17 protein-coding genes are annotated in these 23699 nt (G+C 68.5%); 13 read left to right on the top strand and 4 right to left on the bottom strand.

Features of this window, described 5'->3' with window-relative positions:
- Positions 1 to 132 precede the first annotated feature (132 nt).
- From CFP71_RS30420 to CFP71_RS30410, 3 genes are read left to right on the top strand one after another with little or no spacing between them, the layout of a single operon-like run.
- Positions 133 to 1059, top strand: coding sequence for a universal stress protein (locus CFP71_RS30420; RefSeq protein WP_093937393.1), 927 nt, complete (start codon positions 133 to 135; stop codon positions 1057 to 1059).
- 13 nt (positions 1060 to 1072) lie between these two features.
- The gene (locus tag CFP71_RS30415; RefSeq protein WP_093937422.1) at positions 1073 to 1678 is read left to right on the top strand and encodes a CBS domain-containing protein; all 606 of its coding nucleotides are present in this window, start codon (positions 1073 to 1075) and stop codon (positions 1676 to 1678) included.
- Entirely contained in the window at positions 1675 to 2574 is a 900-nt protein-coding gene (locus tag CFP71_RS30410) for a universal stress protein (protein ID WP_093937392.1), read from the top strand. Before CFP71_RS30415 ends, CFP71_RS30410 begins: the two co-directional genes overlap by 4 nt.
- On the opposite strand, the gene CFP71_RS44365 is transcribed toward CFP71_RS30410, so the two are convergent.
- Positions 2564 to 2764, bottom strand: coding sequence for a hypothetical protein (locus CFP71_RS44365; protein ID WP_093937391.1), 201 nt, complete (start codon positions 2762 to 2764; stop codon positions 2564 to 2566). The two genes, CFP71_RS30410 and CFP71_RS44365, sit on opposite strands and share 11 nt — an antisense overlap.
- Positions 2765 to 2897: 133 nt before the next feature.
- Positions 2898 to 3947 (bottom strand): hypothetical protein, encoded by a 1050-nt coding sequence (locus CFP71_RS30400; protein WP_093937390.1) that lies wholly within the window; start codon positions 3945 to 3947, stop codon positions 2898 to 2900.
- Between the two features lie 348 nt (positions 3948 to 4295).
- Between CFP71_RS30400 and CFP71_RS30395 the strand changes: the two genes are divergently transcribed.
- Complete coding sequence (locus CFP71_RS30395; protein WP_093937389.1) at positions 4296 to 6032, top strand: sensor histidine kinase; 1737 nt, start codon at positions 4296 to 4298, stop codon at positions 6030 to 6032.
- Here the strand turns inward: CFP71_RS30395 and CFP71_RS30390 are convergent.
- Positions 6029 to 6691: a response regulator transcription factor gene (locus CFP71_RS30390; protein WP_093937388.1), complete on the bottom strand. Its 663-nt coding sequence runs from the start codon at positions 6689 to 6691 to the stop codon at positions 6029 to 6031. The two genes, CFP71_RS30395 and CFP71_RS30390, sit on opposite strands and share 4 nt — an antisense overlap.
- A 235-nt stretch (positions 6692 to 6926) precedes the next feature.
- Between CFP71_RS30390 and CFP71_RS30385 the strand changes: the two genes are divergently transcribed.
- From CFP71_RS30385 to CFP71_RS45140, 4 genes are all read left to right on the top strand, one after another.
- Positions 6927 to 7922, top strand: a complete 996-nt coding sequence (locus CFP71_RS30385) for an Acg family FMN-binding oxidoreductase (RefSeq protein WP_244199896.1) — start codon at positions 6927 to 6929, stop codon at positions 7920 to 7922.
- 142 nt (positions 7923 to 8064) lie between these two features.
- Positions 8065 to 8589: a flavodoxin family protein gene (locus CFP71_RS30380; RefSeq protein WP_093937387.1), complete on the top strand. Its 525-nt coding sequence runs from the start codon at positions 8065 to 8067 to the stop codon at positions 8587 to 8589.
- A gap of 40 nt (positions 8590 to 8629) precedes the next feature.
- Entirely contained in the window at positions 8630 to 10066 is a 1437-nt protein-coding gene (locus tag CFP71_RS45660; protein ID WP_425266639.1) for a universal stress protein, read from the top strand.
- On the top strand, positions 10063 to 10233 hold the full coding sequence (locus CFP71_RS45140; RefSeq protein WP_244199895.1) for a sigma 54 modulation/S30EA ribosomal C-terminal domain-containing protein: 171 nt from the start codon (positions 10063 to 10065) through the stop codon (positions 10231 to 10233). Before CFP71_RS45660 ends, CFP71_RS45140 begins: the two co-directional genes overlap by 4 nt.
- Positions 10234 to 10237: 4 nt before the next feature.
- On the opposite strand, the gene CFP71_RS30365 is transcribed toward CFP71_RS45140, so the two are convergent.
- Entirely contained in the window at positions 10238 to 12796 is a 2559-nt protein-coding gene (locus CFP71_RS30365) for a helix-turn-helix transcriptional regulator (RefSeq protein WP_093937386.1), read from the bottom strand.
- Between the two features lie 210 nt (positions 12797 to 13006).
- On the opposite strand from CFP71_RS30365, the gene lanL reads away from it, so the two are divergent.
- The 5 genes from lanL to CFP71_RS30340 all read left to right on the top strand — a co-directional run bounded on the left by lanL (position 13007) and on the right by CFP71_RS30340 (position 23536).
- A complete protein-coding gene (gene lanL, locus CFP71_RS30360; protein ID WP_093937385.1) occupies positions 13007 to 15757 on the top strand; it encodes a class IV lanthionine synthetase LanL in 2751 nt (916 codons plus the stop codon).
- Positions 15758 to 15921: 164 nt separating this feature from the next.
- Positions 15922 to 16104, top strand: a complete 183-nt coding sequence (locus CFP71_RS30355; protein WP_244199894.1) for a DUF3105 domain-containing protein — start codon at positions 15922 to 15924, stop codon at positions 16102 to 16104.
- A 744-nt stretch (positions 16105 to 16848) separates the two neighbouring features.
- Positions 16849 to 18114 (top strand): aspartate kinase, encoded by a 1266-nt coding sequence (locus CFP71_RS30350; RefSeq protein ID WP_093937384.1) that lies wholly within the window; start codon positions 16849 to 16851, stop codon positions 18112 to 18114.
- Positions 18111 to 22175 (top strand): Pls/PosA family non-ribosomal peptide synthetase, encoded by a 4065-nt coding sequence (locus CFP71_RS30345; protein ID WP_093937383.1) that lies wholly within the window; start codon positions 18111 to 18113, stop codon positions 22173 to 22175. Before CFP71_RS30350 ends, CFP71_RS30345 begins: the two co-directional genes overlap by 4 nt.
- Positions 22172 to 23536, top strand: a complete 1365-nt coding sequence (locus CFP71_RS30340; RefSeq protein ID WP_093937382.1) for a diaminobutyrate--2-oxoglutarate transaminase family protein — start codon at positions 22172 to 22174, stop codon at positions 23534 to 23536. The genes CFP71_RS30345 and CFP71_RS30340 overlap by 4 nt, the downstream gene beginning before the upstream one ends.
- Positions 23537 to 23699: the final 163 nt, after the last annotated feature.

Here is a 23699-nt window from a genome sequence, read left to right as displayed (position 1 = left end):
GCCCTTTCGTCCCGGGCTGGACCGCCAAGGGAACGGGACGGACGGCCAAGGGCCGCGGGACTTCATCCTCTGCGATCAGATCGACCCCTCGTTCGAGACTGAGGCCGTCGAAACACGACGAGAGGAGCAGGGATGCCGGTCGCCACGGACGGGACGATCGTCGCCGGGATCGACGGTTCCAGGTCCGCGAGGACGGCGGCGTCGTGGGCGGCGGACGACGCTTCACGACGAGGAGTGCCGCTACGGCTCGTCCATGTCTACCGGGTACCGGTCGCGAAGATGCCAGGGATCCTTCCCCCGGAAGAAACGATCCGCGCGGGGTTCGCACATTTGGGCCAAGAGTGGATCGCCCGGGCCCGGGACGGGGTCCTGAGCCGGTTTCCGAAGCTGGTCGTCGAGACCGCGGTCCGGGAGTGGAGCGCCGTTCCCGCGCTGATCCAGGAGTCGACGACGGCGGCGATGGTGGTGTTGGGGTCACGAGGTTTGGGCGGATTCACCGGACCGTTGATCGGCTCCACGGCGGTCTCGCTCGCCCGGCACGGCCATTGCCCGATCGTGGTGGCTCGCGGACGGCGGCCCGACGGCCCGCTGCCCGACGAGGGCCGGATCGTCGTGGGTACCGACGGATCTCCCACCAGCGAAGCCGCCCTCGGGTTCGGCTTCGACGAAGCGAGGTTGCGGGACAGCGGCTTGACCGTTGTCCGTACCTGGTCCGAAGTGCTGGACCACGGTTCGCTCCGGCCGCATCTCCTCGACGTCGACGCTGTGGAAATCGAGGCGGACGAGTGGAAGTCGGTCGAGGAGCAAGTGGCTCCCTGGCAGGACAAGTACCCGGACGTTCCGGTCGAGGTCGTCGTGCGACGGGGGCGCCCCATCCGCACCCTGCTCGAGTTCGGCACCCGGGCACGCCTGGTCGTGGTCGGCTGCCGGGGACGAGGCGGGTTCGAAGGCATGCTCCTCGGCTCGACGAGCCAGGCGCTGGTCGCCCATTCGGAATGTCCTGTCGCCGTCGTCCGGCCCGCGGTGCCGAGCGAGGCCGATGGCGGCACGCGACCGTGAGACGGGAGGCGACATGCGGGCAAGAGACCTGATGACGAGGCCGGTCGTCACCGTCGCACCGGAGATGACCGCAAAGCACGCCGCCGGACTGCTGACCGAACACGGCTTCACCGCTCTTCCGGTGGTGAACGACGACGATCACTTGATCGGCATCGTGACCGAGGCGGACCTGATCCGGGACCGGTTCCCCGAGGACATCCGGTCGGCGCGGCACCCGGCGGGCCAGACGACGCCGGGAGTCACCGTGGCCGAGGTGATGACGACGCCCGTCACCGGGATGAGCGCCGGGGCGGATCTCGCGGACGTCGGCAGAGCTCTGCTCGACGGCAAGATCCGCGCGATGCCGATCGTGGACGGTGCGAAGGTGGTGGGCATCCTCACGCGGGGCGATTTCGTCCGCGCGTTCGCCCGGGCCGACGACGCGATCGCCGCCGACGTCCGGCATCACCTCGCGATCTACGGCGGGCCCGGCCGATGGACGGTGGAGGTCCAGGACGGGCTGGTCCGCATCGGTGACCGATACGGGAACGACACCGACCACCACGTGGCGAAGGTCATCGCCGAAGGGATTCCCGGTGTCGTACAAGCGAAGGTGACTTACCAGGAGGGCGAGGAATGACAGCCGCGCTGAACAGGATCGTCGTCGGGGTGGACGGGGCGGAGCCGGGACGCGCGGCCGCTCGATGGGCGGCGACCCGCGCCGCCGAACGGGGCCTGGGATTGCTGATCGTGCACGCCCTCCACGTGGAGCAGCGGGCCTACGGTGGTGGGCTCGCCGGCCCCGCGCCGTGGTTCGACCTGCTTGCCGCGGACGGGCGGCGAATCCTCGACGAAGCGGTGGAAGAGACTGGGACGGCGGCTCCCGGCGTCCGGGTGGACACCCTCATGCCCACGGGTTCTCCGGTCGCGGTCCTGGCCGACGTGTCGAAGTCGGCGGCGATGGTGGTGATCGGCGGCACGGGCAAGGGTTTCTTCGGGGAGATGACCATCGGTTCGACGGCGTCGGCGATCATCGCGCACGCGTATTGTCCGGTGGTCGTGCTCCGGGCCCGAAAGGGCACGGCGAACTATCCCGAGGCCGGGCCGATGGTCGTCGGCGTCGACGGGAGCCCGCTGAGCGAACAGGCCTTGGAGGCCGCGTTCGAAGAAGCTTCACGCCGGAACGCGTCGTTGGTCGCGGTGCACGCCTGGTCGGATGTCACCTACGACGACGTCTACGGCATGGCGCGGCTGGTCACCCAATGGGAGTCCATCGAGGACGACGAACGCAGGCTGCTCGCGCAGCGCCTGGCGGGCTGGCAGGAGAAGTACCCGGACGTCGCGGTAGAACGCTCACTCGTGCGTGACCGGCCGAGACAGGTCCTGCTGGAATGGAGCGCGAAGGCGCAACTGGTGGTTGTGGGCAGCCGTGGTCGCGGTGGATTCACCGGCCTCCTGCTCGGCTCGACCAGCCAGGCACTGGCCCATCACGCCGAATGCCCGGTGATGGTGGTCCGGCCGAGGCTCACCCGGTGACCGCTGCCGGTTCCCGGACGTCGGCTGGACAGCGTGGTCGTCGCCCGAAATCGGCGACGACACCACCGTGGTGGCCCAGGCGCGCGAACGGTTGTCCACAGTGGACACTGTCGCGATCCGGTTCGTGCACGGTGGTTCGCGAACCGGTCCGGAACGGCTCGACGGGATCACGGCGGTCGCGTCGTTCCACGCCACTCTCCCTCCCGCCACGCGGTGCACCGCGCCACGTTTGCTGTGCTGTCACCTGGGCGCGGGGGCTTCGGTGACCGCGATCCGCGATGGCCCCGAGATCCGGCGCGCCGGACCCCGGCGAGGGCCGGGACTCAGGTGCGGTACCAGGCGATCCCGCGATAGGTGGCTTCAGCGGGGTCGTAGCCGTAGCCGATGATGACGTTGCCCGTCATCGTGATGTGCTGAGCCACGATGGCGTCGAGGCCGGCCGGTGAGGGCAGCGGGTGCGGTGTCGCGTCCTCGTCCCACCAGACCGGACGCACCTTCGTGCCGCCGGCCGACTCGCCGACGACCACGCCCGCGTCGTCGATGTCGAAGCAGGTACTAGTGGTGTCGGGCGGCAGCGGAGGCAGCACGGTGGGTTCACCCGACCGGTTCCAGCGGATGCCGATCTGCTGCCCGTCCGTCGTCGCGCCCCAGCCGATCGTCGCTCCGTCATTGGTGAGTTTCAGCGTCTGCCCGGTCCGGAAGACCGGGCCGCCGGTCAACAGCGTGGCCTGGCCGTCGCGGTTCCACGACACTCCGTCGGCGGCCACCACACCCTGGTCGTTGATGCAGTGGGCGGTCGCGCGACGTGGCGAGGGCAACCTGCTGACCTCTCCCGTACGGCTCCAGCGCACCGCGGTGCGGGCACCCGAGCCGTCCTTGGCTGTCCCGGCGACCTCGTCGAGCTCGTTCAGGTCGTGCGCCTGGGTCTCGCCGTCGGCCGTCAACGGTTCGAGCTCCGCGAGACGACTGTCCGGAGTCCACCGGACCGCGCGCCAGCGATAGCCGGGTTCCATCGCGCCGCCCAGCATCGAGCCTCGGTCGTTGATCCGGTTCACCGCGCCCGAGATCGTGCCATCGGGCAGGTCGAGACGCTGGACGCCGCCGGCGGGATCCCAGCGCACCGGGAGGAGGTGCTCGCCGTCGTGAAGGATTCCCGCGGTGACTCCGGTTTTGTTGACACCGCAGGCACGGCCGCCCGAGTAGCCGTCGAGAACGGCCAAGGCGGACGGGACACCCTCGCGGTTCCAACGAGCCGGTGTGGAGCCTGACTCGCCGACGACGAATTCGGTGTCACTGACCGAGTACGCGCTGGTGCCCTCGCCGCCGGTCAGCGGCCGCAGGTCGATCGCGGTGTAGCCGGTTCGCTCGAGCATCGCTACCGCCTGGGTGGTGGACGGGGCTGGGCACGAATGCGCAGCTTAATGCGTTCCGGGTGCGCGGCGGCGAAAGGTGGACTGACCGGGTGAACACCCGGCTGTCATCTTGTCATCGCTGTCTTCTTCGGCCCCGATCGGCCACTGTCCACAGAGGAGCGGCTCGATCATGCGTTTGGGCTATCCGGCTGGGTGACTCGGGCGCATTCCGGCCGTGGCCGGTGCGTCCGGCCGGGTCGTCCCTGAGCGGAGATCGCGTCATGTCTTGGCAGCGGGTCCGCTGAGTGGAACGCTGAGGCCGGTCCTGACGATGAACGAGTCGTCATTCCCTACCGGAAGGAGGCGGCGATGTCGGCCGAGCCGCGACCGGCTGGCAGCCGGCCGCCCAGCGCGGCGGTACTGACCGGGCTCCGCCTGGACGAGTTGCTGCACGAGGTCCAGGAGCGGCTCTCGGAGATCGTCAAGACCCGGGACAGGCTGCAGGGGCTGCTCGACGCGGTCCTCGCGGTGGGAACCGGGCTCGAACTCGATTCGACCTTGCAGCGCATCGTCCAGGCCGCCGTGGAACTGGTCGACGCCCAGTACGGCGCGCTGGGCGTGGTCGGTGACGAGGACGGGCTCTCGCAGTTCGTGTACGTGGGCATCGAGCCGGAGGTCCGGGCGACGATGGGACATCTGCCCGAGGGAAGAGGGCTGCTCGGCCTGCTCATCGAAGAGCCGCATCCGGTCCGGGTCCCGGATCTGTCGGCGCATCCGGCCTCGGTCGGCTTTCCCGCCAACCATCCGCCCATGCACAGTTTCGTCGGGGTTCCGGTCCGAGTGAGGGACGAGGTGTTCGGGAACCTGTATCTGACCGAGAAACGCGGAGCCGCCGAGTTCACCGCGGACGACGAGGTCGTGCTGCAGGCGCTCGCCGCCGCCGCGGGCGTGGCCATCGACAACGCCCGGCTGTTCGAGCGCTCACGGACGAGGGAACGGTGGCTGGAGGCGGTGGCGAAGGTCAACGGCGAGCTGCTCGGCGGTGCTTCGGTGATCGAAACGCTGGGCCTGATCGTCCGGAGCGTCCGGGAACTGGCCGGGGCCGACGAGGTGATGATCCTGCTGGCCGAGGACGGGCCGAAGGGAACGCGACCGCTGACGGTGACCGCGATCTCCGGCGAACGGCACGCTTTCCTGCAAGGGAAGTCGATCTCGGGCGAGCATCCGTTGCTCGACGAGGTGTTCGATGACGGGCCTGCCTGTCTCATCGCGGACCTCGGTACGGTCTTCACCTCGGCCGACAAGGCTCTTTCCGGCCCCGGGGTGGTGGCGCCGCTGACCAGCGCGGCGGGCGTCGGCGGCGTACTGGTCGCCAGCCGGGAGAAGGGCACCCAGCAGTTCAAGGCCGACCAGATCCCGATGCTGTCCTCCTTCGGCGACCAGGCCGCGGTGGCACTCGAATTCGCGGAGAAGCAGCGCAACCAGCGCTTGCTGGACGTGCTCGCCGACCGTGACCGGATCGCGCAGGACCTCCACGATCACGTCATCCAACGGCTTTTCGCCACCGGCATGAGCTTGCAGAGCATCCTGCCGAGGGTGCCGGACGACTTCGCCCGCAACCGGGTCACCCAAGCCGTCGAGCAGCTCGACCGGACCGTCCGCGAGATCAGGACCTCGATCTTCGACCTGCACACCGCGGGAGCCGACGAGGCGACCAGCCTGCGTCGACGGCTGCTCGACGTCGTCACCGAGCTGACGACGGCTCCGGCGGTGACCCCCTCGGTCCGGATCGCCGGCGCAGTGGACACGCTCGTCCCGGCCGAGTTGTACGAGCACGCCGAAGCCGTCGTCCGGGAGGCGCTGAGCAACGCTATCCGGCATTCCGGCGCGGACGAGATCTCGGTGACCGTCGAGGCCGATACCGAACTCGCCATCGAGGTCAGCGACAACGGCGTCGGACTGCCGTCGACCGGTAGGCGCAGCGGGCTCGACAACCTTTCGCAACGAGCCGAACGGTGCGGGGGACATGCCGAGTTCACCGACCGCGCGGGCGGCGGGACCAGGATCGTGTGGCGGGTCCCGCTGTCCCGCGGTGACCGGGCCTAGTGATCACCGAACAGCGGGATCCGGTCCTCCTTCTTGAGCTCTGTCGCCAGTACGGCGGCCTGTGTCCGGCGCTGGATGCCGAGTTTGCCGAGGATCCGGGAAACGTAGTTCTTGATGGTCTTTTCCGCCAGGAAGAGCCGGTCGCCGATCTCGCGGTTGGTGAGGCCCTCACCGATGAGTTCGAAGACCGCTCGTTCCTGCTCGGACAGCCCGGCGATCGGATCCTCGCGGTCGTTCTCCCGGCGGATGCGATTCATCAGCGCCGCCGTGGTGCGGCTGTCGAGCAGTGAGCCGCCGTCGGCGATGGTCCTGATCGCGGAGACGAGGTCGTTGCCGAGCACCTGCTTCAGGACGAATCCGGACGCGCCCGCCATGATCGCGGTGAAGAGGGCTTCGTCGTCGGCGTAGGACGTGAGCATCAGGCAGCGCAGACGAGTCCCGGTGGAGAGCAGTTCGCGGCACAGTTCGATGCCGGTGCCGTCCGGGAGGCGGACGTCCAGCACCGCAATGTCGGTGTCGCTCGCGGGGATCCGGGTGAGGGCCTCCGAGACCGACGCGGCTTCTCCGGAGATCTCGATGTCCGGCTCGCTGCCGAGCAGATCGAAGAGGCCGCGCCTGACGATTTCGTGATCATCGACCAGGAACACCTTGATCGTCATGGCTCGTCCTCCTGCCGCAGGGTCCTGGCCGTGTGCCGAACGTACTCCGGCGGCCGTGGTGACACACCGGTCTGGACGTCCTGCCGTGGAAGGGCTTTGGTCCCTCACCGGACAGCGCCGTGGTTCGAGGCCGGGGCTTAGGTCCCGCCGATCCGAGCCTTCCGCACCTGCGCACGGACCCCCGGCTCGGCGCACGGTGGGATCCCGGCACGGCACGAGCGCGGAGGACGGGAACATGATGCGGCGAAAGCAGCGAGAGGTCTGGTCCACGGCGGAGACCGAGGTACTGGCGCGGACCTTGCTGCGGGCGCCTTCGGTGCACAACACCCAGCCGTGGCTCCTGGAGTTCGAGCGGGACCGGCTGCTGCTGGTCGAGCGACGGGACCTGCTTCTCCCGGAACACGATCCGCTGGGCCGCGACCGCGTGATCTCCTGCGGCGCCGCGCTCGCGAATCTGGAAATCGCCATCCGCGTGCTCGGGTACGGGCCACGCACGGAGACCTTCCCCGACCCGGAACGCCCGGAAGTGGTCGCCTCGCTCGCGCCGGGAGAGCGGGCGCTGCCTTCGGCCGACGACTTGCACCGGTACTCGGCCATCGAGCGGCGGCGCAGCTATCGAAGGCGCTTCTCCGGACTGCCGGTCTCACCTCAACGGATCGGTGAGCTGGTGGTCGCCGCCTCTTCGGCGGGCGTCGAAGCCAAGCCGATCCGCGACGAACTCGAACTGACCCGCGTCGCCGAGCTGCTCGAATTCGCGGCGGAAGCCCACCAGCACGACCATGGGTATCAGCGCGAGCTCGCCTTGTGGACGATCCGCGACGAGGTCTCCCATCGACACGGTGTGGGCCTCGCCGCGACGGCACTCCCACCGGGGTCGTTGCCGTGGGCGGGGCTGGTCCGGCCGTCCACGGCACTGCCGGACAACGCGGTCCTGATGCGACGGCTGGCCGAAGAGACGCTGCTCGTGTTCTTGACCCTCGACGACACCCGGTACGACCATCTGGCGGCCGGTCACGCGGTGCAGGCCACCTGGCTCGCCGCGGTCGACGGTGGTCTCGTCGGCTCGGTCCTGACTCAGCCGTTGCACCTGCCCGAGGTCCGTTCCGCGTTGTGCGAAGACCTCGAACTGGCCGGTTTCCCGCAGGCGCTCATGCGGTTCGGCCACCCCTCCGGGTCGGTGTCTTCCAGCCCTCGCCGCGCGGTCGACGAAGTACTCGGGCGCGGCTTTTGAGCGAGAGGTCCCATGGTTCTTGCGACCCGTGACGCCGAGGAGGGCCGGAGGACCTGCCTCGCAGGGCCCTTCGTTCCTGTCCATGCGGCGCGGAAACCCGGATCGTCGAGCTGTCCGCTCCGTGCCGAGGAGGAGAACGCTGATGCGCGTGATGCTGGTGTACGAGTCGATGTTCGGGAACACCGAACGCGTGGCGAAGGCCGTGGGGGACGGGCTCATGCCATTCGCGGAGGTGTCCGTGGTCAACGTCGACGACGCCCGGTCCGCGCCGGACACCGACCTGCTGGTCGCCGGTGGGCCGACTCACGTGCACGGGCTGTCGTGGCCGTCGAGCCGGAACGAGGCGGGAAGGCAGGCGGAGGACGACGTGCGCTCGAGTACGGGTCTCCGCGAGTGGCTCGGCACCCTGAACCGGGTGTCCGGCGGCAGGCCGGTCGCGACCTTCGACACCCGGCTGGGAAAGCCCCGCTGGCTCACCGGATCCGCCGCGGTCACCGCCGCGCGCAGGTTGCGGCGGCTCGGCTTCGTGCCGCTGGTGCCCGCGGAGAGTTTCTTCGTCGAGATGGACGGACAACGGACGGTGCTGCGCACCGGTGAGGTGGAACGCGCCCGCGAGTGGGGTGCGGCGCTCGGCAGAAGGTTCGTAGCGGCCCCGAAGATCGGCTGACCGGAAAGCGGTGGTGATGGTGGGCAAGCGTGAACCCGTCATGACGGGAGTCGACGGCTCCGAAGCCGCGTTGCGGGCGGTGCGCTGGGCGGCGGGCGAAGCCGTCCGGAGCGAACGGCCGTTGCGGCTGGTCCACGCCTGTGTCCCGCCGGGTCACGACTATCCCAACCTGGAGGTCACCGCGGCCGAGGTGCGCGAGGCCATGTGGGCGACCGGTGCCAGAAGATTGGAGATCGCGGCCGAGGTGGCCCGGACGTCGGAGCCGACACTGGAGATCGAAGCCGAGACCAGGACCGGGGACCCGCGTGCCCTGCTCGTCGACGAGTCGTGGCGGGCGGCGGTGGTGGTGCTGGGGTCACGCGGGGTCACCGGTGGCGGACGGTTGCTGCTGGGATCGTCGGGGCTCGCGCTCGCGGTCCACGGTCACTGCCCGGTCATCGTCGTCCGAGGCGATCGGACCAGGTCGGGGCCGGTACTGGTCGGCGTGGACGACTGGGGCGGCTCGGCCGCCGCCGTGCGCTTCGCGTTCCTGGAGGCTTCGACGCTCGGCGTGCCGGTGACCGTGCTCAAGACCTGGCGCGAGATCGATCCCGGCGGTTCGAGCGGCGCGCGAGTTCTTCCTGCGCTCCCTGGAAAAGCACATCGACCGTGTCGCCGCGGAGTTCCCGCACGTCGTGTCGGAGTGCCTCGTGGTCAAGGGGCGTCCTGGCCGCGTGTTGATGGAATACGGCGAGCGAGCCGGCCTGATCGTGGTCGGGACGCGTGGCGACAGCGGGTTCGGCGGACTCCTGCTCGGCTCGGTCGATCAGGGCTCGTCAGGGCGCGCGCCGTGCCCGATCGCCGTCGTCCGTCCGGGGGTGGTTCCCGCGTTCGGTATCCGCGACGAGGAACCGCTTTCGGTGAAGGGAGAACGAAGATGACCGGGATCAAGGTGACGCCGGATGTGCAGGTGACGGTGCGCGGTGACCTTCCGCCCGTCCTCGCCGAACGTGCCGGGCGGAAGGTGAAACGGCTTTTCGGGCTCGCCCATCGTCCCGTGCTCGCCGCGTCGGTTCGGCTGAGCGAGTACGGGAATCCGCCAGTGGTCGCCCAGGCGAACCTCGATGTGAGCGGGCGGCGGCTGCGAGCCCAGGTCGCCGCGCCGACCGCCGAAGAGGCGATCGACCGCTTGGACGCGAAGTTGCGACGCCAGCTGGAACGGAGCGTGCTCCACTGGGAGGCCAGGCGCGGACGGCGGCCGGGTGTCGACCCTGACGAATGGCGGCACGATCTCCCAGCCGGCGGGACGGCCCTCTGGCCGGAGGGCGTGCGGGAGATCGTCCGGCACAAGTCCTGCTCACTCGCTCGCTCCACTGTGGACAACGCGTTCTTCGAGATGCACCTCCTGTGCTTTACCACGCCGGCCCCATCCTGCACCGGTTGGCGCAGTCGACGCCGCCGGGACCGCATCGGCTCAGCCCGTTCAGGCTCGCGGTGACCGTCAGCGGGCAACCGGCGCCGGTCCTGACGACGGAGGACGCGGTGGATCGGCTCGGCCTGCTCGGTCTGCCGTTCCTCTTCTTCCTCGATCTCGAACGCGCCCGGGGCAACGTGCTCTATCGTCGGTACGACGGCCGATACGGCCTGATCACACCGGCCGTCTAGGCGCTCACCGGAACAGTGTGGCGAGTTCGATCCTGCCGGAAATACCGAGTTTGTCGTACACATGGGCCAGATGGTTGTCCACGGTCCGGACGGACAACCGCAACCGGCGCGCGATCTCCGGGCTCGTCGCCTGCCTCGCGGCCAGCCGGGCGATCTCACGCTCCCTCGGGGTGAGCTGCTGGGTGCCCTCGACCCCGAGGAGCCCCGGTGTCCGCGCGGTCGGGCTGCGTCGTGCCAGTTCCCGTGCCCTCGCGAGGGCGGCACCCGCTCGCCGTGAATACCCCGCGGCCTGGGCCACTCGCCCGGCCGCTGTCAGCATCTCTGCGGCGAGCAAGGGAGCGGGCAGCGCGGCGAACGCGTCCGCCGCGGCGAGCAGACCGGGTTCGTCGCCCGCGGCCAGCGCGGCGGCGGCGTCACGGTAGGCGACGGCAAGGCCGCCTTCGACAATCTCAGCGAGTACCGTCAGGCGCTTCTCCACTTGCCTCGCCGCACCGAACCGCGCGGCCTCGTACAGCACGACCGCTTCCATGCACGGAATTCCGACCTCCCTGGCGAGCGCCGCACCGGCGAGCGCGATCTCCGCGGCGCCCCGCACGTCACCGCGGGCGGCGGTGACCCAGGCACGATGAGCTTCGGCGTGCGGCCGGAAGAGCCGTTTCACCGCCGTTCCCGAGTCTTCTTCATGAGCGCGGTCAAGGATTTCCGCCGCTTCGTCACCCGCGCCGTTCATCGCCAGTGTTCCGGCGAGGAGCGTCTCGTGCAGGTGAAGGCTGCCGGTCGGATCCTGCACCGTTTCGATGGCGACGGTTTCGCGTAGAGAGGTCACGGCGGCACGGAGTTCACCGCGCAGCTGGGCGATCAGCCCGGACAGACCGGACCAGACCGCGATCAGACCGGGATCGCCGAACCGCACGGCCGACTGGCCACCTTCTTCGGCGACGTCCTGTGCCTCGGAAGGCCTGCCCGCGAACAACAACGTGTACCCCTCGGCGAGGCGGAGGTACGGCAATCCGGTGCGGACCAGGTCGTCGTGACGTTCCGCGAGCCACCTGCCGCGGCGCGCGAAGGAGAGCGCCGTCGAAGCCCTGCCGAGCATCGCGTAGGCATTGACCGCCGTGGTGAAGGCCCAGAGCCGCGCGTCGATCGGCGCCGACTCCAGGTCGGTGATCTTGAGCGCGATGTCGAGCGCGTCCTGGCAGTTCCCCTCGGCGAGCAGGATCAGCGCCCGGGTCACCGTCGGGTCGTCCGGGAGCATCGTCGTGGCCTCGTCGTGCCGGGCGAGTCCCCAGTACAGGAGCCTCGCCCTGGTCGTGGTCCAGTCGCTCGGCTCGGACCGGCCGCTCTCCGCGAGCACCGCGATTCCGTCCTGATGCCGCCCACACCAGCTGAGTACTTCGGCGAGCAGGGTCCGCGCCTGATCGGAACCCGCGTCGACGGCGGCGCGCGCGAGCCGTTCCGCGAGCACGAGGTCGTGGCGGGCAAGGGATTGCCGGGCCGCGGCGAGCATGTCGGGGACGCTCGGTCGCAGACCGGCGGAGAGCTGCGAGGTGGTGAGTCGCAGCAGATCGTCCCGGCGCCGCAACGAGGTCGCGCCGAGACGCTCGGCCAAGGTGCGGTGGATCTCTCTGGTGCGCAGAGGTTTCAGGCCCGAACGGAGCACTTCGCCGTAGATCGGATGGGTGAGCCGGGCCTCGGAGCGACGTCCGTCGCCGGTGACCTCGAGCAGTCCGGCGCGTTCGGCCGCGAGCAATCCGGGTTCGGGTTCGACCAGTTCGAGTGGCAAGGGTTCACCACAGGCCACCAGCTCGACGACCGCTCGCACGTCCGCGTCGCAACTGTGGAGCCGTGCCTCCACGAGTTCGTGCAGCCGCCACGCGCCGACCACCGGCCCCTGCCATCGCCAGGTCCCGCTTTCCTTGGTCAGCGCACCGGATTCGAGTCCGTCGAGCACCAAAGCCTGCAGGTGCAACGGGTTGCCGTCGGCCAGTCGGCGCAGCCGGGTCCGGACGGACGCCGGGACGTGGCCGTCGAGGGCGTGTCCGATCAGGTCGTCGACGAAACGGTCGGACAACGGTGGGATCTCCGTGCGGCGGGCTTGCCCGTTCTTCCACAAGGTGAAGATCGCGTCCGGCGCACTCGCCCCGGTCACCACGGTCGCCACCACGACGACCCGCCGGTGAGTGCACAGATGATGGACCAGCGCCGCCGACCCCTCGTCGAGCAGATGGGCGTCGTCGACTGCGAGGACCGCGCCGTCCTCGTCCCAACCTGCGGAAGCCCACCGGAAAAGTGTCGTGCGGTCGGGTTCTTCGTCGGGCGACGGGGTGACGGGCAGGAGATGGGAAACCGCGCCGAGCGGGATCGACGATCCCGCCCCGGTCGCGGCCAGAAGTTCGACACGGCGCCCGGCCGCGGCCGCGCGGTCCATCGCGACCCGCAGCAACCGGGTCTTCCCGACGCCCGGCGCCCCGGCGAGGACGAGCCCACCGGTGGTCCCCGCCAGCGCTTCGTCGATCGAGGAAAGCTCTCTCCGCCGACCTACCAGCGGCCACGTCGAATCCAAGGTGGCACCCCCCTCAGATGTCCTCCGCGGATACGCTTTCGTCCCAGCGTCGATGCGGTACCGGGATACGTCAAGCGACGATGCTCCATTCGCATTGAGTAATCCGGCGGTCCGTCCGAATAGGGACCTGAGTAGTTGTTCTGCTCTGTCGGAGTGGTTTCGTCACGCCCTACGTTCGTGTCCTCAAACCGCCCACGTCGAGGACACGCAATGGCTCTCCCGCTTGTTCGTGAAGAAGACGATCTCCAGGCCATGCCGCGAACGGTGGCGCTGTCAGTGGATTTCCCGGAACCCGGCGAACTGGTTGCCGATTCCCTGGCGGACAGTGTGCTTTCCGGCTGGCTGCTCGAACGTTCCGACAACTGGACCTGCCTGCGCCCGCCGGTGGAAGAGCCCCGTGTCCAGGGCTGGAAGCTGCACGTTTCGGCCACGGTGCTGTCCGCGCCCTGGGTGTTGCAGGCCTGTTTGCCGATCCTGCTCGCCTCTTCGGCGCAGTTCAAATTCGCCTCCACGTCGGCCGACGTGCTGAAACTCAACGACTTCCGGTGCCCTCGTGGCAATTCCGGTAAATTCATCACCGTCTATCCGCCGGATCGTGATTCTTTGCTGGAACTCGCCGAGAAGCTGCACGAAGCGACTTCCGGTCTGTCCGGTCCGGCGATCCTTTCCGATGCCCGGTATCGCCCGGGAAGCCTGGTCCATTACCGCTATGGGGCTTTCGACGGTTACCGGATGCTGACCCCTGACGGTGGCTATCGCGATTGCGTCCTCGACGAGAACGGTGCGCCGGTGGAGGACCGGAGCCAGGGTTTCTTCCAGGCCCCGTCCTGGCTCCCGGACCCGTTCGGCAACGAGGACTCCACCACGGTGACGTCGGTGCTGCCGGAAGGCCGGTACGAGGTCACGCGGGTGGTCCGCCACGCGAACAAGGGCGGCGTCTACCGCGCGCTGGACCGGGAGACGAGCCGCGAGGTCATCGTCAAGGAAGCTCGGCCACACGTCGGCACGGATCGCGAAGGGCTCGACGCGCGTGACTACCTGCGGCACGAGGCGTTCGTGTTGCGGCACCTCGCCGGTACCGGACTCGTTCCGGAATACGTCGACCTTTTCGAGCAGCGGGAACACGTTTTCCTGGTCGAGGAATTCCTGGACGGCAAGGGATTCCGTGAGCGGGTCGACGGCGTGCTGCGCGACGGCGAAGGACAGCTCGGCACTGTCGAAAGTGCCGCATTGGCAGGAAAGCTCGCGCGATTGCTGCGCGGCTTGCACCAACGGGGCGTGGTCGTCCGCGACTTCACCCCGAACAACCTGCTGACCATGCCCGACGGCTCCGTGCGGCTGATCGACCTCGAACTCGCGGCCGTCCGCGTCGGGAAACCGGCCGGGTGGGTGGTGCTCGGCGCCGGCAGCGGAACCCCGGGGCTCAGCGCTCCCGAGCAGTTCGCCTGCGCGGACCCGCAGCCGTCAGCGGACCTCTTCAGTCTCGGAGCCACGCTCCTGCATCAGATCGCCCATGTGAATCCCGACTTCGCCGAGGATCTCCCCGAGGTACGTCCGCTGGAGGAACGAGTGGCCGAATGGCTCGCCCCGCCGTTGTCCCGGCCCGTCTCACGGACGTTGAGCCGGGTGATCAAGGGGCTCGTGCGCACCGACCCCGCCGAGCGGATGAGCCTGGCGGAGGTCATCGCGCTGACCGAAAGCCCCGCACCGGCGCTCACCAGGTCGAGGGAACTGCTCTGGTCCCCGGAGCAGTGGGACGAACTCGTCGAGGGCGCACTCGGGTACCTGGTCGAGACGGCCGCGTCCGAAGCCGCCCCGAGACCTTGGCCCGAGACCGGGTTCGGGGAGCTGAACGAACCCTGTTCCGTCCAGCACGGTCTCGCGGGCACGCTCGCCGTCCTGGCGAAGCTCAGCGAGAACGACATGCACGTCGAAAGGCTTTACGACATCGTGCTGCCCCGGATACTCCGGCATCTCGACGATCAGCACCATCGTCTTCCCGGCTTGTACTTCGGTTTCTCCGGGACGGCTTGGGCGTTGTTCGACGCGGGCCGGGCACTGGGCCGCTCCGACCTCACCGACCGGGCCCTGCGGCTGGTCAAGAACCTCATCATGGCCTGGCCGAACCCCGACATCACCCACGGGCTCTCGGGGCTGGGCACTTGCTTCCTCTACCTGGCCGGTGAGACCGGCGACGCGGAGCTGGCACGGCGCGCGGTCCACTGTGCCGAGTCCGTGCTGGCCGCCGCGAATCCGGGCTCCGACGGTCTCTTGTGGACGATCCCGATGTCGTTCGACTCGGACCTCGCCGGCTATCGGTCGTACGGCTTCGCCCACGGCGTGGCCGGGATCGGCGCGTTCCTGCTCGCCGCGGCGGGAGCAGCCGGACGTGAAGACTTCGCCGACGCCGCCCGACGCTGCGGTGACACGTTGCTGACCGCGTCGAGTGTCGACGCCGGGGCGATGCACTGGCCGGACTGTCCCGGGGCGTCGCGGGCGCCGGTGTGGTGGTGCAACGGTTCCGCGGGAATCGGCACGTTCCTGTGCCGTCTCTACACCGTGACCGGGGACGAGCGTTATCTCGAAGCTTCGATCGGCGCGGCCCGTGCGGTGATGGCGACCCGGCAGTGGGCGGGAACCGCCTACTGTCACGGGCTTCCCGGCAACGGCGACTTCCTGCTCGATCTGGCCGGGGCGACCGGCGACCCGGCCTACCGGGCCTGGGCGGAGTCGATCGCGCAGTTGATGTGGGCGCGCCGGATCTACCGGAACGGCCGGGCCGTACTGCCGGACGAAGGCGGCAAGGACGTCACCAGTGGCTACGGAGCGGGGATCTCCGGCCAGCTCGCTTTCCTCATCCGCCTGAAGTTCGGCGGACGGCGGCTCTTCCACCCCGACCCTTCCACCTGGCGTGACGGCCGCTCGCCGGAGCGCTCCAGAACTCATTCCCAGAGGCGATGACCGATACGGCCGTTCAAGCCGCCGGCAAGGACCGGTAGCGACCGCCATCCCGTAGACGAACTCGCCGGAGGCGTCGACGAGACTCCGCCTCCGGCGGGTTTACCACGCGAGGAGACCCAGGCCATGCCTATCGCCCCTGCCTGAACAAGGGAAAGCACCACGCTTTGCCCGGTCCGTACCACGGTTCGTCCGCCGTCGCGGCAGCGACCGCGTGGGGGAGACAGTTCGCCGTGGACGATCCGGAGGACCCGAGGATCGCGCGATTCGTCGATGTTTATCGGGCCGGTCCGCAGTCGGTCGAGAAAGGAGCGCCGTGCGACGGCGGCGTCCGTAACCCATTACATTAGGGGGGATCAGTTCTTTGGTGGCGTATCCAGCGGTAAGTCCCATTGGTGGAGTTTGTGATCACTGAACCGGTTTCCGGCGTGGTTCGCGAGACGCTGACCGGTCGGCTCCGAACAAGAATGCCGTCCCGGTGAGTGAGGCGTTCACATCCGGTTCGACCGCGCGTTGGCGGACTGCAAACAACGCCAGGTGTCGCAACTCGACCCGCATTATGGGATTGACCTGTCCGAAGATGCCGTATGTCCTGTTCCTGAACGGCGCTGACGCCCGGGTGTCTCCGCGCTGAACGACGGCAAAAATGCCGGGGTTTGTACTTCGAGGGCGCCATGGCCTCTTTGACGGGTTCCTCCCGGCTGGTGGAGAGATAAAAGGATCTCGTAACTTCCGATGGGTGGTTAAATTCGTTCCGTCTTGCCGATCGACCGTTTTCTCGAATTTCGAAGTGAATCCGAATACGTCATTCGTCTGACCTAATTCCATCGAAGTGGGCTGTTCGTACGTATGCCCTTGCGCATTGTCGTCGACTTATGTCGTGCGAACCCAATGGTTGACCTTTCGTACGGATGGAGGTACCCGTTCAAAGTTTCTCGCACTACTTTCCAATGCTGTCATCACGACTGCGCGACGCGCTTGGCTCGCTCGTTGCAGTGCAACCCGTGTCGAATGCGTGTATTCGTCACGGTCTATTCGAGTGCTGCTCATTGTCCGAATGCAAACCCGGCCATAACGGCGTTCTATTAAGGAAAATGGTGAATTCGACCCAAGATCTTGAAGTCAGCTTGGACCCGCCTTTACGAAAGGTGCGAAGCGAAGGGCTGGTCGTACGGAAATACGGTGGATCATCGCTGGCCACACCCCGGATGGTGGGTGATGTGGCCACCGAGGTGGCCTCGCTGGCAGAGGCGGGGGCTCGGGTGGTCCTGGTGGTGTCGGCCATGGGGGACACCACCGACCGGCTGATCGCTTTGGCCGGGGAGTTCGCCGAGCCGCCGTCTCCACGTGAACTCGATCAGTTGATGGCGACGGGGGAACAGGTTTCCGCGTCGGTGCTCGCCATGGCGCTGGCGGAGCGCGGCGTGGAAGCCGTTTCGCTGTCCGGTGACCAGGCCGGGATCGAGGTGAGCGGTGACCCCGGGGCGGGGACGATCGTCCGGATCGACCCGGAGAAGATCATCACGCGGCTGCGTGACGCGCAGGTCGTCGTGGTCGCCGGGTTCCAGGGACGTGACGCGAACGGGGAACTGCTGACCCTGGGAAGGGGCGGCTCCGACACCACCGCGGTGGCGCTGGCGGCCGCGCTCGGCGGTCCCGAATGCGAAATCTGCACCGACGTGCACGGCGTCCGCACCGCCGACCCCCGGATCGTGCCGGACACCCAGCCGGTCCAAGAGATCTCCTACGACGCCATGGTCGAGCTCGCCGGCGTCGGTGCCCGGGTGCTCCACCCCAGGTCCGTCGAACTCGCGCGCCGTCACGGGGTGGCCGTGCGGGTGACGCATTCCTCGGATCCCGGTCCTTCCACCGTCGTCACGGGAGAGCCGTCCCTGGAAGGCACTCCCCGCGTCATCGGCATCGCCCACGAACGCGACGTGCGGCTGGTCAGGGTCGAGGTTTCGGCGTCGGAGCCGGACCAGTACGCCCGCGTGCTCACGACGCTCGCCGGATGCGGGGTGAAACCGGAGAACCTGAGCTGGCCCGATCCCGGCGAACTGCGATTCACCGTCCGGGGCTCGGAGCCGCTCGGACAGCCGATCACGGAACTCGCGGTGGCACTGGACGCCCGTTCCACCGTTTTCGAGGAACTGGGCTCGGTTTCCGTCGTCGGCACCGCGTTGCTCGACGCACCCGGCTTCCTGCCCGAGCTGCTGCGAGTCCTCGCCGATCACCGGGTCACGGTGCCGGCGATGACGACCTCGCAGTCTCGCCTCACCGCCGTGATCCCCGCCGATGCCGTCGACACGACCGTCCGCGCGCTGCACGAGTCGTTCGGCCTCGCGGAGGACAGGACATGAGCCCGTACGGCCAGCCGTCGGGTCTGTTCACCACCGACGGCCTGGTCCTGACGTGCGACGGTCACGAACAGCGGGTTCGCTGGAGCGTCGGCGATCGGCTCGAGCAGTTGTACGAGCGGCTCTGCGACCGGTTGCACGCCGACGGTCTCGACGATCGTCTCGCGGTGGACACCGGGGGCACGAAGCTCACCTTCGCCGGACTGGACGAACGGGCCAATCGTCTCGCCCGCCACCTGCGGGCGCACGGGGTCCGGCCCGGTGACCGGATCGGGCTGCTGTTCGACGAACCGGTTCATCCCTACGTCGCGATGCTGGCGGTGCTGAAGGTCAACGCGGCGTACGTGCCACTGGACGCGGGCTTTCCCGACGACAGGCTGGCCTACATCGTCCGCGACGCGGGCGTCCGGCTGGTGCTGTCGATCTCGGGTCTGCGAGATCGGTTCGAGCCGGGCAGCGTCGACGTGCTCTGTCTCGACGAGGACGCGGACCGGATCGAGGCTCTGCCGGGTGATCGGCTCGGCGCGGCCGAGAAAGGCGCGCCGGCGGACGAACTCTGTTACATCGTCTACACCTCCGGCTCGACAGGGCGGCCGAAAGGCGTGACGATCGACCACGCCGCGATCTGCAACTTCGTCAGTGTCGCCGCCGACGTCTACGGCATCCAGGGCACCGACCGGATCTACCAGGGCATGACGATCGCGTTCGACTTCTCGGTCGAGGAGATCTGGGTCCCGTTGCTGTGCGGTGCGACGCTCGTGCCGAAACCCGGCGGCACCAGTCTCGTCGGCCACGAGCTCCTCGAATTCCTGCGGGACAACAGGATCACCGCGCTGTGCTGCGTCCCGACCCTGCTCGCCAGCCTGGACGAGGACCTGCCGTTGCTGCGGTTCCTGCTGGTGTCCGGTGAGGCGTGTCCGGAGGACCTGGTCCGTCGCTGGTACCACCCGGACCGCAGATTTCTCAACGTCTACGGTCCGACCGAGGCCACGGTCACCGCGACGTGGTCGGTGCTGAGACCGGATCGGCCGGTGACCATCGGGGTACCCCTGCCGACCTATTCGGTGGTCATCCTCGACCCGGACGAACCGAGAGCACTGGCCGCCGGGGAACTGGGGGAGATCGGGATCGCCGGGATCGGGCTCGCCGGGGGCTACCTGAACCGGCCGGACCTCACCGAGCGCGCGTTCATCCCGGACTTCCTCGACATCGGGCACAACCCGTCGCAGCGCATCTATCGCACCGGTGATCTGGGCCGGATCACCCCGGACGGCGAGATCGAATACCACGGCCGCGCCGATACGCAGGTGAAGATCCGCGGTTACCGGGTCGAGCTCACGGAGATCGAATCGGTCCTGTTGCAGATACCCGGGATCGCCCAGGCGGTGGTCGAGACCCACCACCCGGAGGCCGGTACGACCGAACTGGTCGCCTACTACAGCCTGCGACGCGACAAGACGACCGTCGACGCCGGAGAACTACGCCGCCGTCTGGGGGAGCTGCTGCCGGGCTACATGGTGCCCGCCTACCTCGAACAGCTCGATCACATTCCCCTGACGCCGGCGGGCAAGGCGGACCGGAAGAACCTCCCGGCGCCGACGAATCCGCGAAGGGCGGCGAGTGACGTCGACTACGTGGCGCCGGCCACCGAGACCGAACAGCACCTGGCGGAGGCGTTGGGCGGGGTCCTCGGGATCGAGCGGATCTCGGCGACGGGACACTTCTTCGACGACTACGGCGCGGACTCGCTGCTGCTGGCCAAGTTCTGCGCCCGGGTGCGGGAACGCGGCGAAGTCGCGCCGTTGTCGGCGAAAGACGTGTACCTCAATCCGACCGTTCGCGCGCTGGCCGGACTGGCTCCCGCTTCGCCCCGGGGCGGGGTCGCCCGCGCCGAGGAACCACGCCGGGCGTCCACCAGGGCCTATGTCCTCTGTGGCCTGTTCCAGCTCGTCATCTTCCTCGCCTACGCCGCGGGTTCGGGATGGATCCTGGACAAGGGGTTCGCCTGGATCACCGCGACGACCGGGACAGTCGAAGTCTACCTGCGCGCGGTCGCCTTCGGGCTCGTCGTTTTCGTCGTGCTGTCGGTGGTGCCGATCGTGGCGAAGTGGACGATCGTCGGACGGTGGAAACCGGGGGAGATCCCGCTGTGGAGCCCTGGCTACCTGCGCTTCTGGACGGTCAAGACCCTGGTCAGGTTCAGTCCGCTGATGCTGTTCACCGGCACTCCGTTGTACTCCTGGTACCTGCGGGCGCTCGGCGCGGACATCGGTAAGGGGGCCTTGATCCTGTCCCGGAACCCACCGGTCTGTACCGATCTGCTCCGTGTCGGAGCGGGGGCCGTCATCCGGAAGGACGTTTTCTTCTCCTGCTACCGCGCCAGGGCGGGCCGGATCCAGACCGGCAGGGTCACTCTCGGCGACCACGCCTTCGTCGGTGAGATGACCGTGCTCGACATCGACACCGCGATGGGGGACGACGCGCAGCTCGGTCACTCGTCGTCCTTGAACACTGGTCAGGCCGTACCCGACGGCGAATCCTGGCACGGCACCCCCGCCCGCCTCTCCACAGTGGACTATCGGGCGCTGGGGACGGTGACGCGCAACGGGTTCCGGCCGTTCGTGTTCTGCTTGTCCAGCCTGCTGCTTCTGCTGCTGGTGACGCTTCCCGCGACTCTGGGCGGCACGGAACTGGTCGTCGACCGCCTGTTCACGGCGACGGCGGACTTCACCAGCTGGGCCTTCTATCGAGACCAGATCGCTGGTTCGGCGCTGCTGTACTTCGGGGGATTGTTCGCCGGGCTGGCGGTCTTCCTCACGGTCCCGCGCCTGCTCAACCTGTTCATCCGGCCGGGCCGGGTCTACCCCCTGTACGGAACGCATTTCGGGATCCAGCGGCTGATCGCGCGGCTGACGAACCTGCGGGCGTACACCTACCTGTTCGGTGACAGCAGCTACATCGTGTACTACCTCCGCGCACTGGGGTACGACCTGTCGAAGATCCACCAGACCGGATCCAACTTCGGGGTCGAGGTCAAGCACGAGACCCCGTTCCTCAGCACGGTCGGCACCGGGACGATGGTCTCGGACGGTCTTTCGATGCTCAACGCGGACTTCTCCGCCTCGTCGTTCCGGCTGCGCCGGACCGCCATCGCGCCACAGGCGTTCCTGGGCAACGAGATCGCCTTCCCGCCGGACGCGCGAATCGGGCGGAACGTCCTCCTGGCCACGAAGGTACTCGTGCCCTTGGACGGGCCGATCCGGGAGAACGTCGGCCTGCTGGGGTCACCGGCGTTCGAGATCCCCCGGAACGTCCGCCGTGACAGCGGGTTCGAGCACCTCAGCACCGGAGACGGTTTGCGCCGGAGCCTGGTGGCGAAGAACCGGCACAACATCGGCACCATCCTCGTCTACGTGCTGGTGCACTGGCTCCATCTGTTCGGTGTCGCCCTCGTCGGGACGGCCGCCGGCGTCGCGCACGACAGGTTCGGGCCGCTCGCCGTCGGCGGTGGCATCGTGGCCTCGCTTCTGTTCACAGTCGCGTACTTCATGTTCGCCGAACTCGCCGTGCAGGGCTTCCGGTCGCTACGACCGCGGTTCTGTTCGATCTACGATCCGGTGTTCTGGCGGCACGAGCGGTACTGGAAGCTCAGCCCCGCCCGTTATCTCGCGTTGTTCAACGGGACACCGTTCAAGTCGTTCCTCTGGCGGTGCCTCGGCGTCCGGATAGGACGGCGCGTCTTCGACGACGGATGCGCCATCCCGGAGCGGTCCTTGGTGAGCATCGGTGACGACTGCACGCTCAACCTGCACACCGTCCTGCAAGCGCATTCGCTCGAGGACGGCACGTTCAAATCCGATCACATCGCCGTCGGCCCGGCCTGCACGCTCGGCACCGGCGCCTTCGTCCACTACGGAGTGACGATGGCGGAGGGCGCGATCGTCGAGGCGGACGCGTTCCTGATGAAAGGCACCGCCGCCCCGGCGCGAACCCGCTGGCAGGCCAATCCGGCGGTCGAACTCGACACGGCGGAAATCATCACCGCGGCAAGGAGGCTGCCATGACCTACACCCATACAGCGAAACCGGCGCCCCGTGTCGACGGCGATCTCCCCGGCCCTCGCTCGGCCGAGTTCCTCGAACACCAGCGACAGTGGGAATCCAGCGCGCGGGCCTATCCGCGCAACCTGCCGATCGCGATCGCGGGCGGGGAGGGCAGCTACATCCGGGACATGGACGGGAACGTCTTCATCGACTTCCTGGCAGGCGCGGGTGTGCTGTCCCTCGGCCACAATCATCCCGAGCTGGTGCAAGCGGCCAGCGAGCAGCTGAGCGTGCTCACCCACGGCCTGGACTTCCCGACACCGGCCAAACGGGAGTTCGTCGACGCCCAGCTGTCCATGCTGCCACCCGGCATGCGCTCGCGGATGCGGATGCACTTCTGCGGTCCGGGCGGGGCCAACGCCGTGGACGCCGCGATCAAGCTCTGCAAGACCGCGACCGGACGCGGTGATCTGGTGTCCTTCCAGGGCGGGTTCCACGGATCGAGTCACGCGGCGATGGCGTTGACCGGTCTCGTCTCCCAGAAACGGCCGATCACCAACGGAGTGCCCGGGGTGCACTTCTTCCCCTATTCCTACTGCGCACGCTGTCCGGTCGGGCTCTCGCGGGAGACCTGCGAGACCAACTGCGTGGGCCTGCTGGAGCGCTCCTTGCGCGATCCCAACGGCGGGATCCCGCTTCCCGCCGCCGTGATCCTGGAGATGGTGCAAGGCGAGGGCGGTGTGATCCCGGCGGACCGCGATTTCGTGCGGCGTGTCCGCGAGCTGACCGCGGAACTGGACATCCCGCTCGTCGTCGACGAGGTGCAGACCGGCTGCGGTCGCACCGGGACCTGGTTCGCGTTCGAGCACTACGACATCGAACCCGACGTGATCGTCGCCTCGAAGGCCTTGAGCGGGATGGGGTTGCCGGTGGCGGTCATCCTCTACGACGAGCGGCTGGACGGCTGGGCACCCGGTGCGCACACGGGGACGTTCCGCGGCAACCAGGCCGCCTTCGCGGCGGGTACGGCGGCCGTCCACATCGTCCGGCGTGACGACGTGCTCGGCAACGTCCGGGACCGCGGGCGGCAGCTCGAAAGACGGCTCGGGGTGCTGCGAGGTCACCCCTGGGTCCGTGAGTTCCGCGGCCTCGGCCTGATGTGGGGGATCGAACTGGCCGATCCCCGCGACGGCCGACCGGCGAGCGGGTTCGCCCGTGCCGTCCAGGCGCACGCGCTGCGGCAGGGCCTGATCGTCGAACTCGGCGGCCGCGACGACAGCGTGATCCGGCTGATGCCCCCGCTCACCGTGAACGAGGAGGAGGTGGAGCTGGCCTGCGTGATCCTGCTGGACGCCGTCGAGCACTGCGTCTCGGCCCGGTAGAGGTAGCGAGAGCCCCCTTCCTTGCGCCTATCGCAAGGAAGGGGGCCTTCATGTACTTGGCAACGCGTGAAGGTCGAGTTCCCTCGGCTGAGCCGCGTGAAGGGGGCCTTCACGCGCAGCCGCTGTGGCTGCCGGTGCACGTGGGAAGAACGTTGGCGATTGC

The sequence above is a fragment of the Amycolatopsis thailandensis genome, from assembly GCF_002234405.1.
Lineage (GTDB): Bacteria > Actinomycetota > Actinomycetes > Mycobacteriales > Pseudonocardiaceae > Amycolatopsis > Amycolatopsis thailandensis.
Note: the sequence above shows the minus strand (reverse complement) of the source record. Positions and strands in the feature narration are given on the sequence as shown.

Coding starts and splice junctions, on each gene's coding strand:
- CFP71_RS30420 (WP_093937393.1), top strand. CDS start 133: ATGCCGGTCGCCACGGACGGGACGATCGTCGCCGGGATCGACGGTTCC.
- CFP71_RS30415 (WP_093937422.1), top strand. CDS start 1,073: ATGCGGGCAAGAGACCTGATGACGAGGCCGGTCGTCACCGTCGCACCG.
- CFP71_RS30410 (WP_093937392.1), top strand. CDS start 1,675: ATGACAGCCGCGCTGAACAGGATCGTCGTCGGGGTGGACGGGGCGGAG.
- CFP71_RS30400 (WP_093937390.1), bottom strand. CDS start 3,947: ATGCTCGAGCGAACCGGCTACACCGCGATCGACCTGCGGCCGCTGACC.
- CFP71_RS30395 (WP_093937389.1), top strand. CDS start 4,296: ATGTCGGCCGAGCCGCGACCGGCTGGCAGCCGGCCGCCCAGCGCGGCG.
- CFP71_RS30390 (WP_093937388.1), bottom strand. CDS start 6,691: ATGACGATCAAGGTGTTCCTGGTCGATGATCACGAAATCGTCAGGCGC.
- CFP71_RS30385 (WP_244199896.1), top strand. CDS start 6,927: ATGATGCGGCGAAAGCAGCGAGAGGTCTGGTCCACGGCGGAGACCGAG.
- CFP71_RS30380 (WP_093937387.1), top strand. CDS start 8,065: ATGCGCGTGATGCTGGTGTACGAGTCGATGTTCGGGAACACCGAACGC.
- CFP71_RS45660 (WP_425266639.1), top strand. CDS start 8,630: ATGACGGGAGTCGACGGCTCCGAAGCCGCGTTGCGGGCGGTGCGCTGG.
- lanL (WP_093937385.1), top strand. CDS start 13,007: ATGGCTCTCCCGCTTGTTCGTGAAGAAGACGATCTCCAGGCCATGCCG.
- CFP71_RS30350 (WP_093937384.1), top strand. CDS start 16,849: ATGGTGAATTCGACCCAAGATCTTGAAGTCAGCTTGGACCCGCCTTTA.
- CFP71_RS30345 (WP_093937383.1), top strand. CDS start 18,111: ATGAGCCCGTACGGCCAGCCGTCGGGTCTGTTCACCACCGACGGCCTG.
- CFP71_RS30340 (WP_093937382.1), top strand. CDS start 22,172: ATGACCTACACCCATACAGCGAAACCGGCGCCCCGTGTCGACGGCGAT.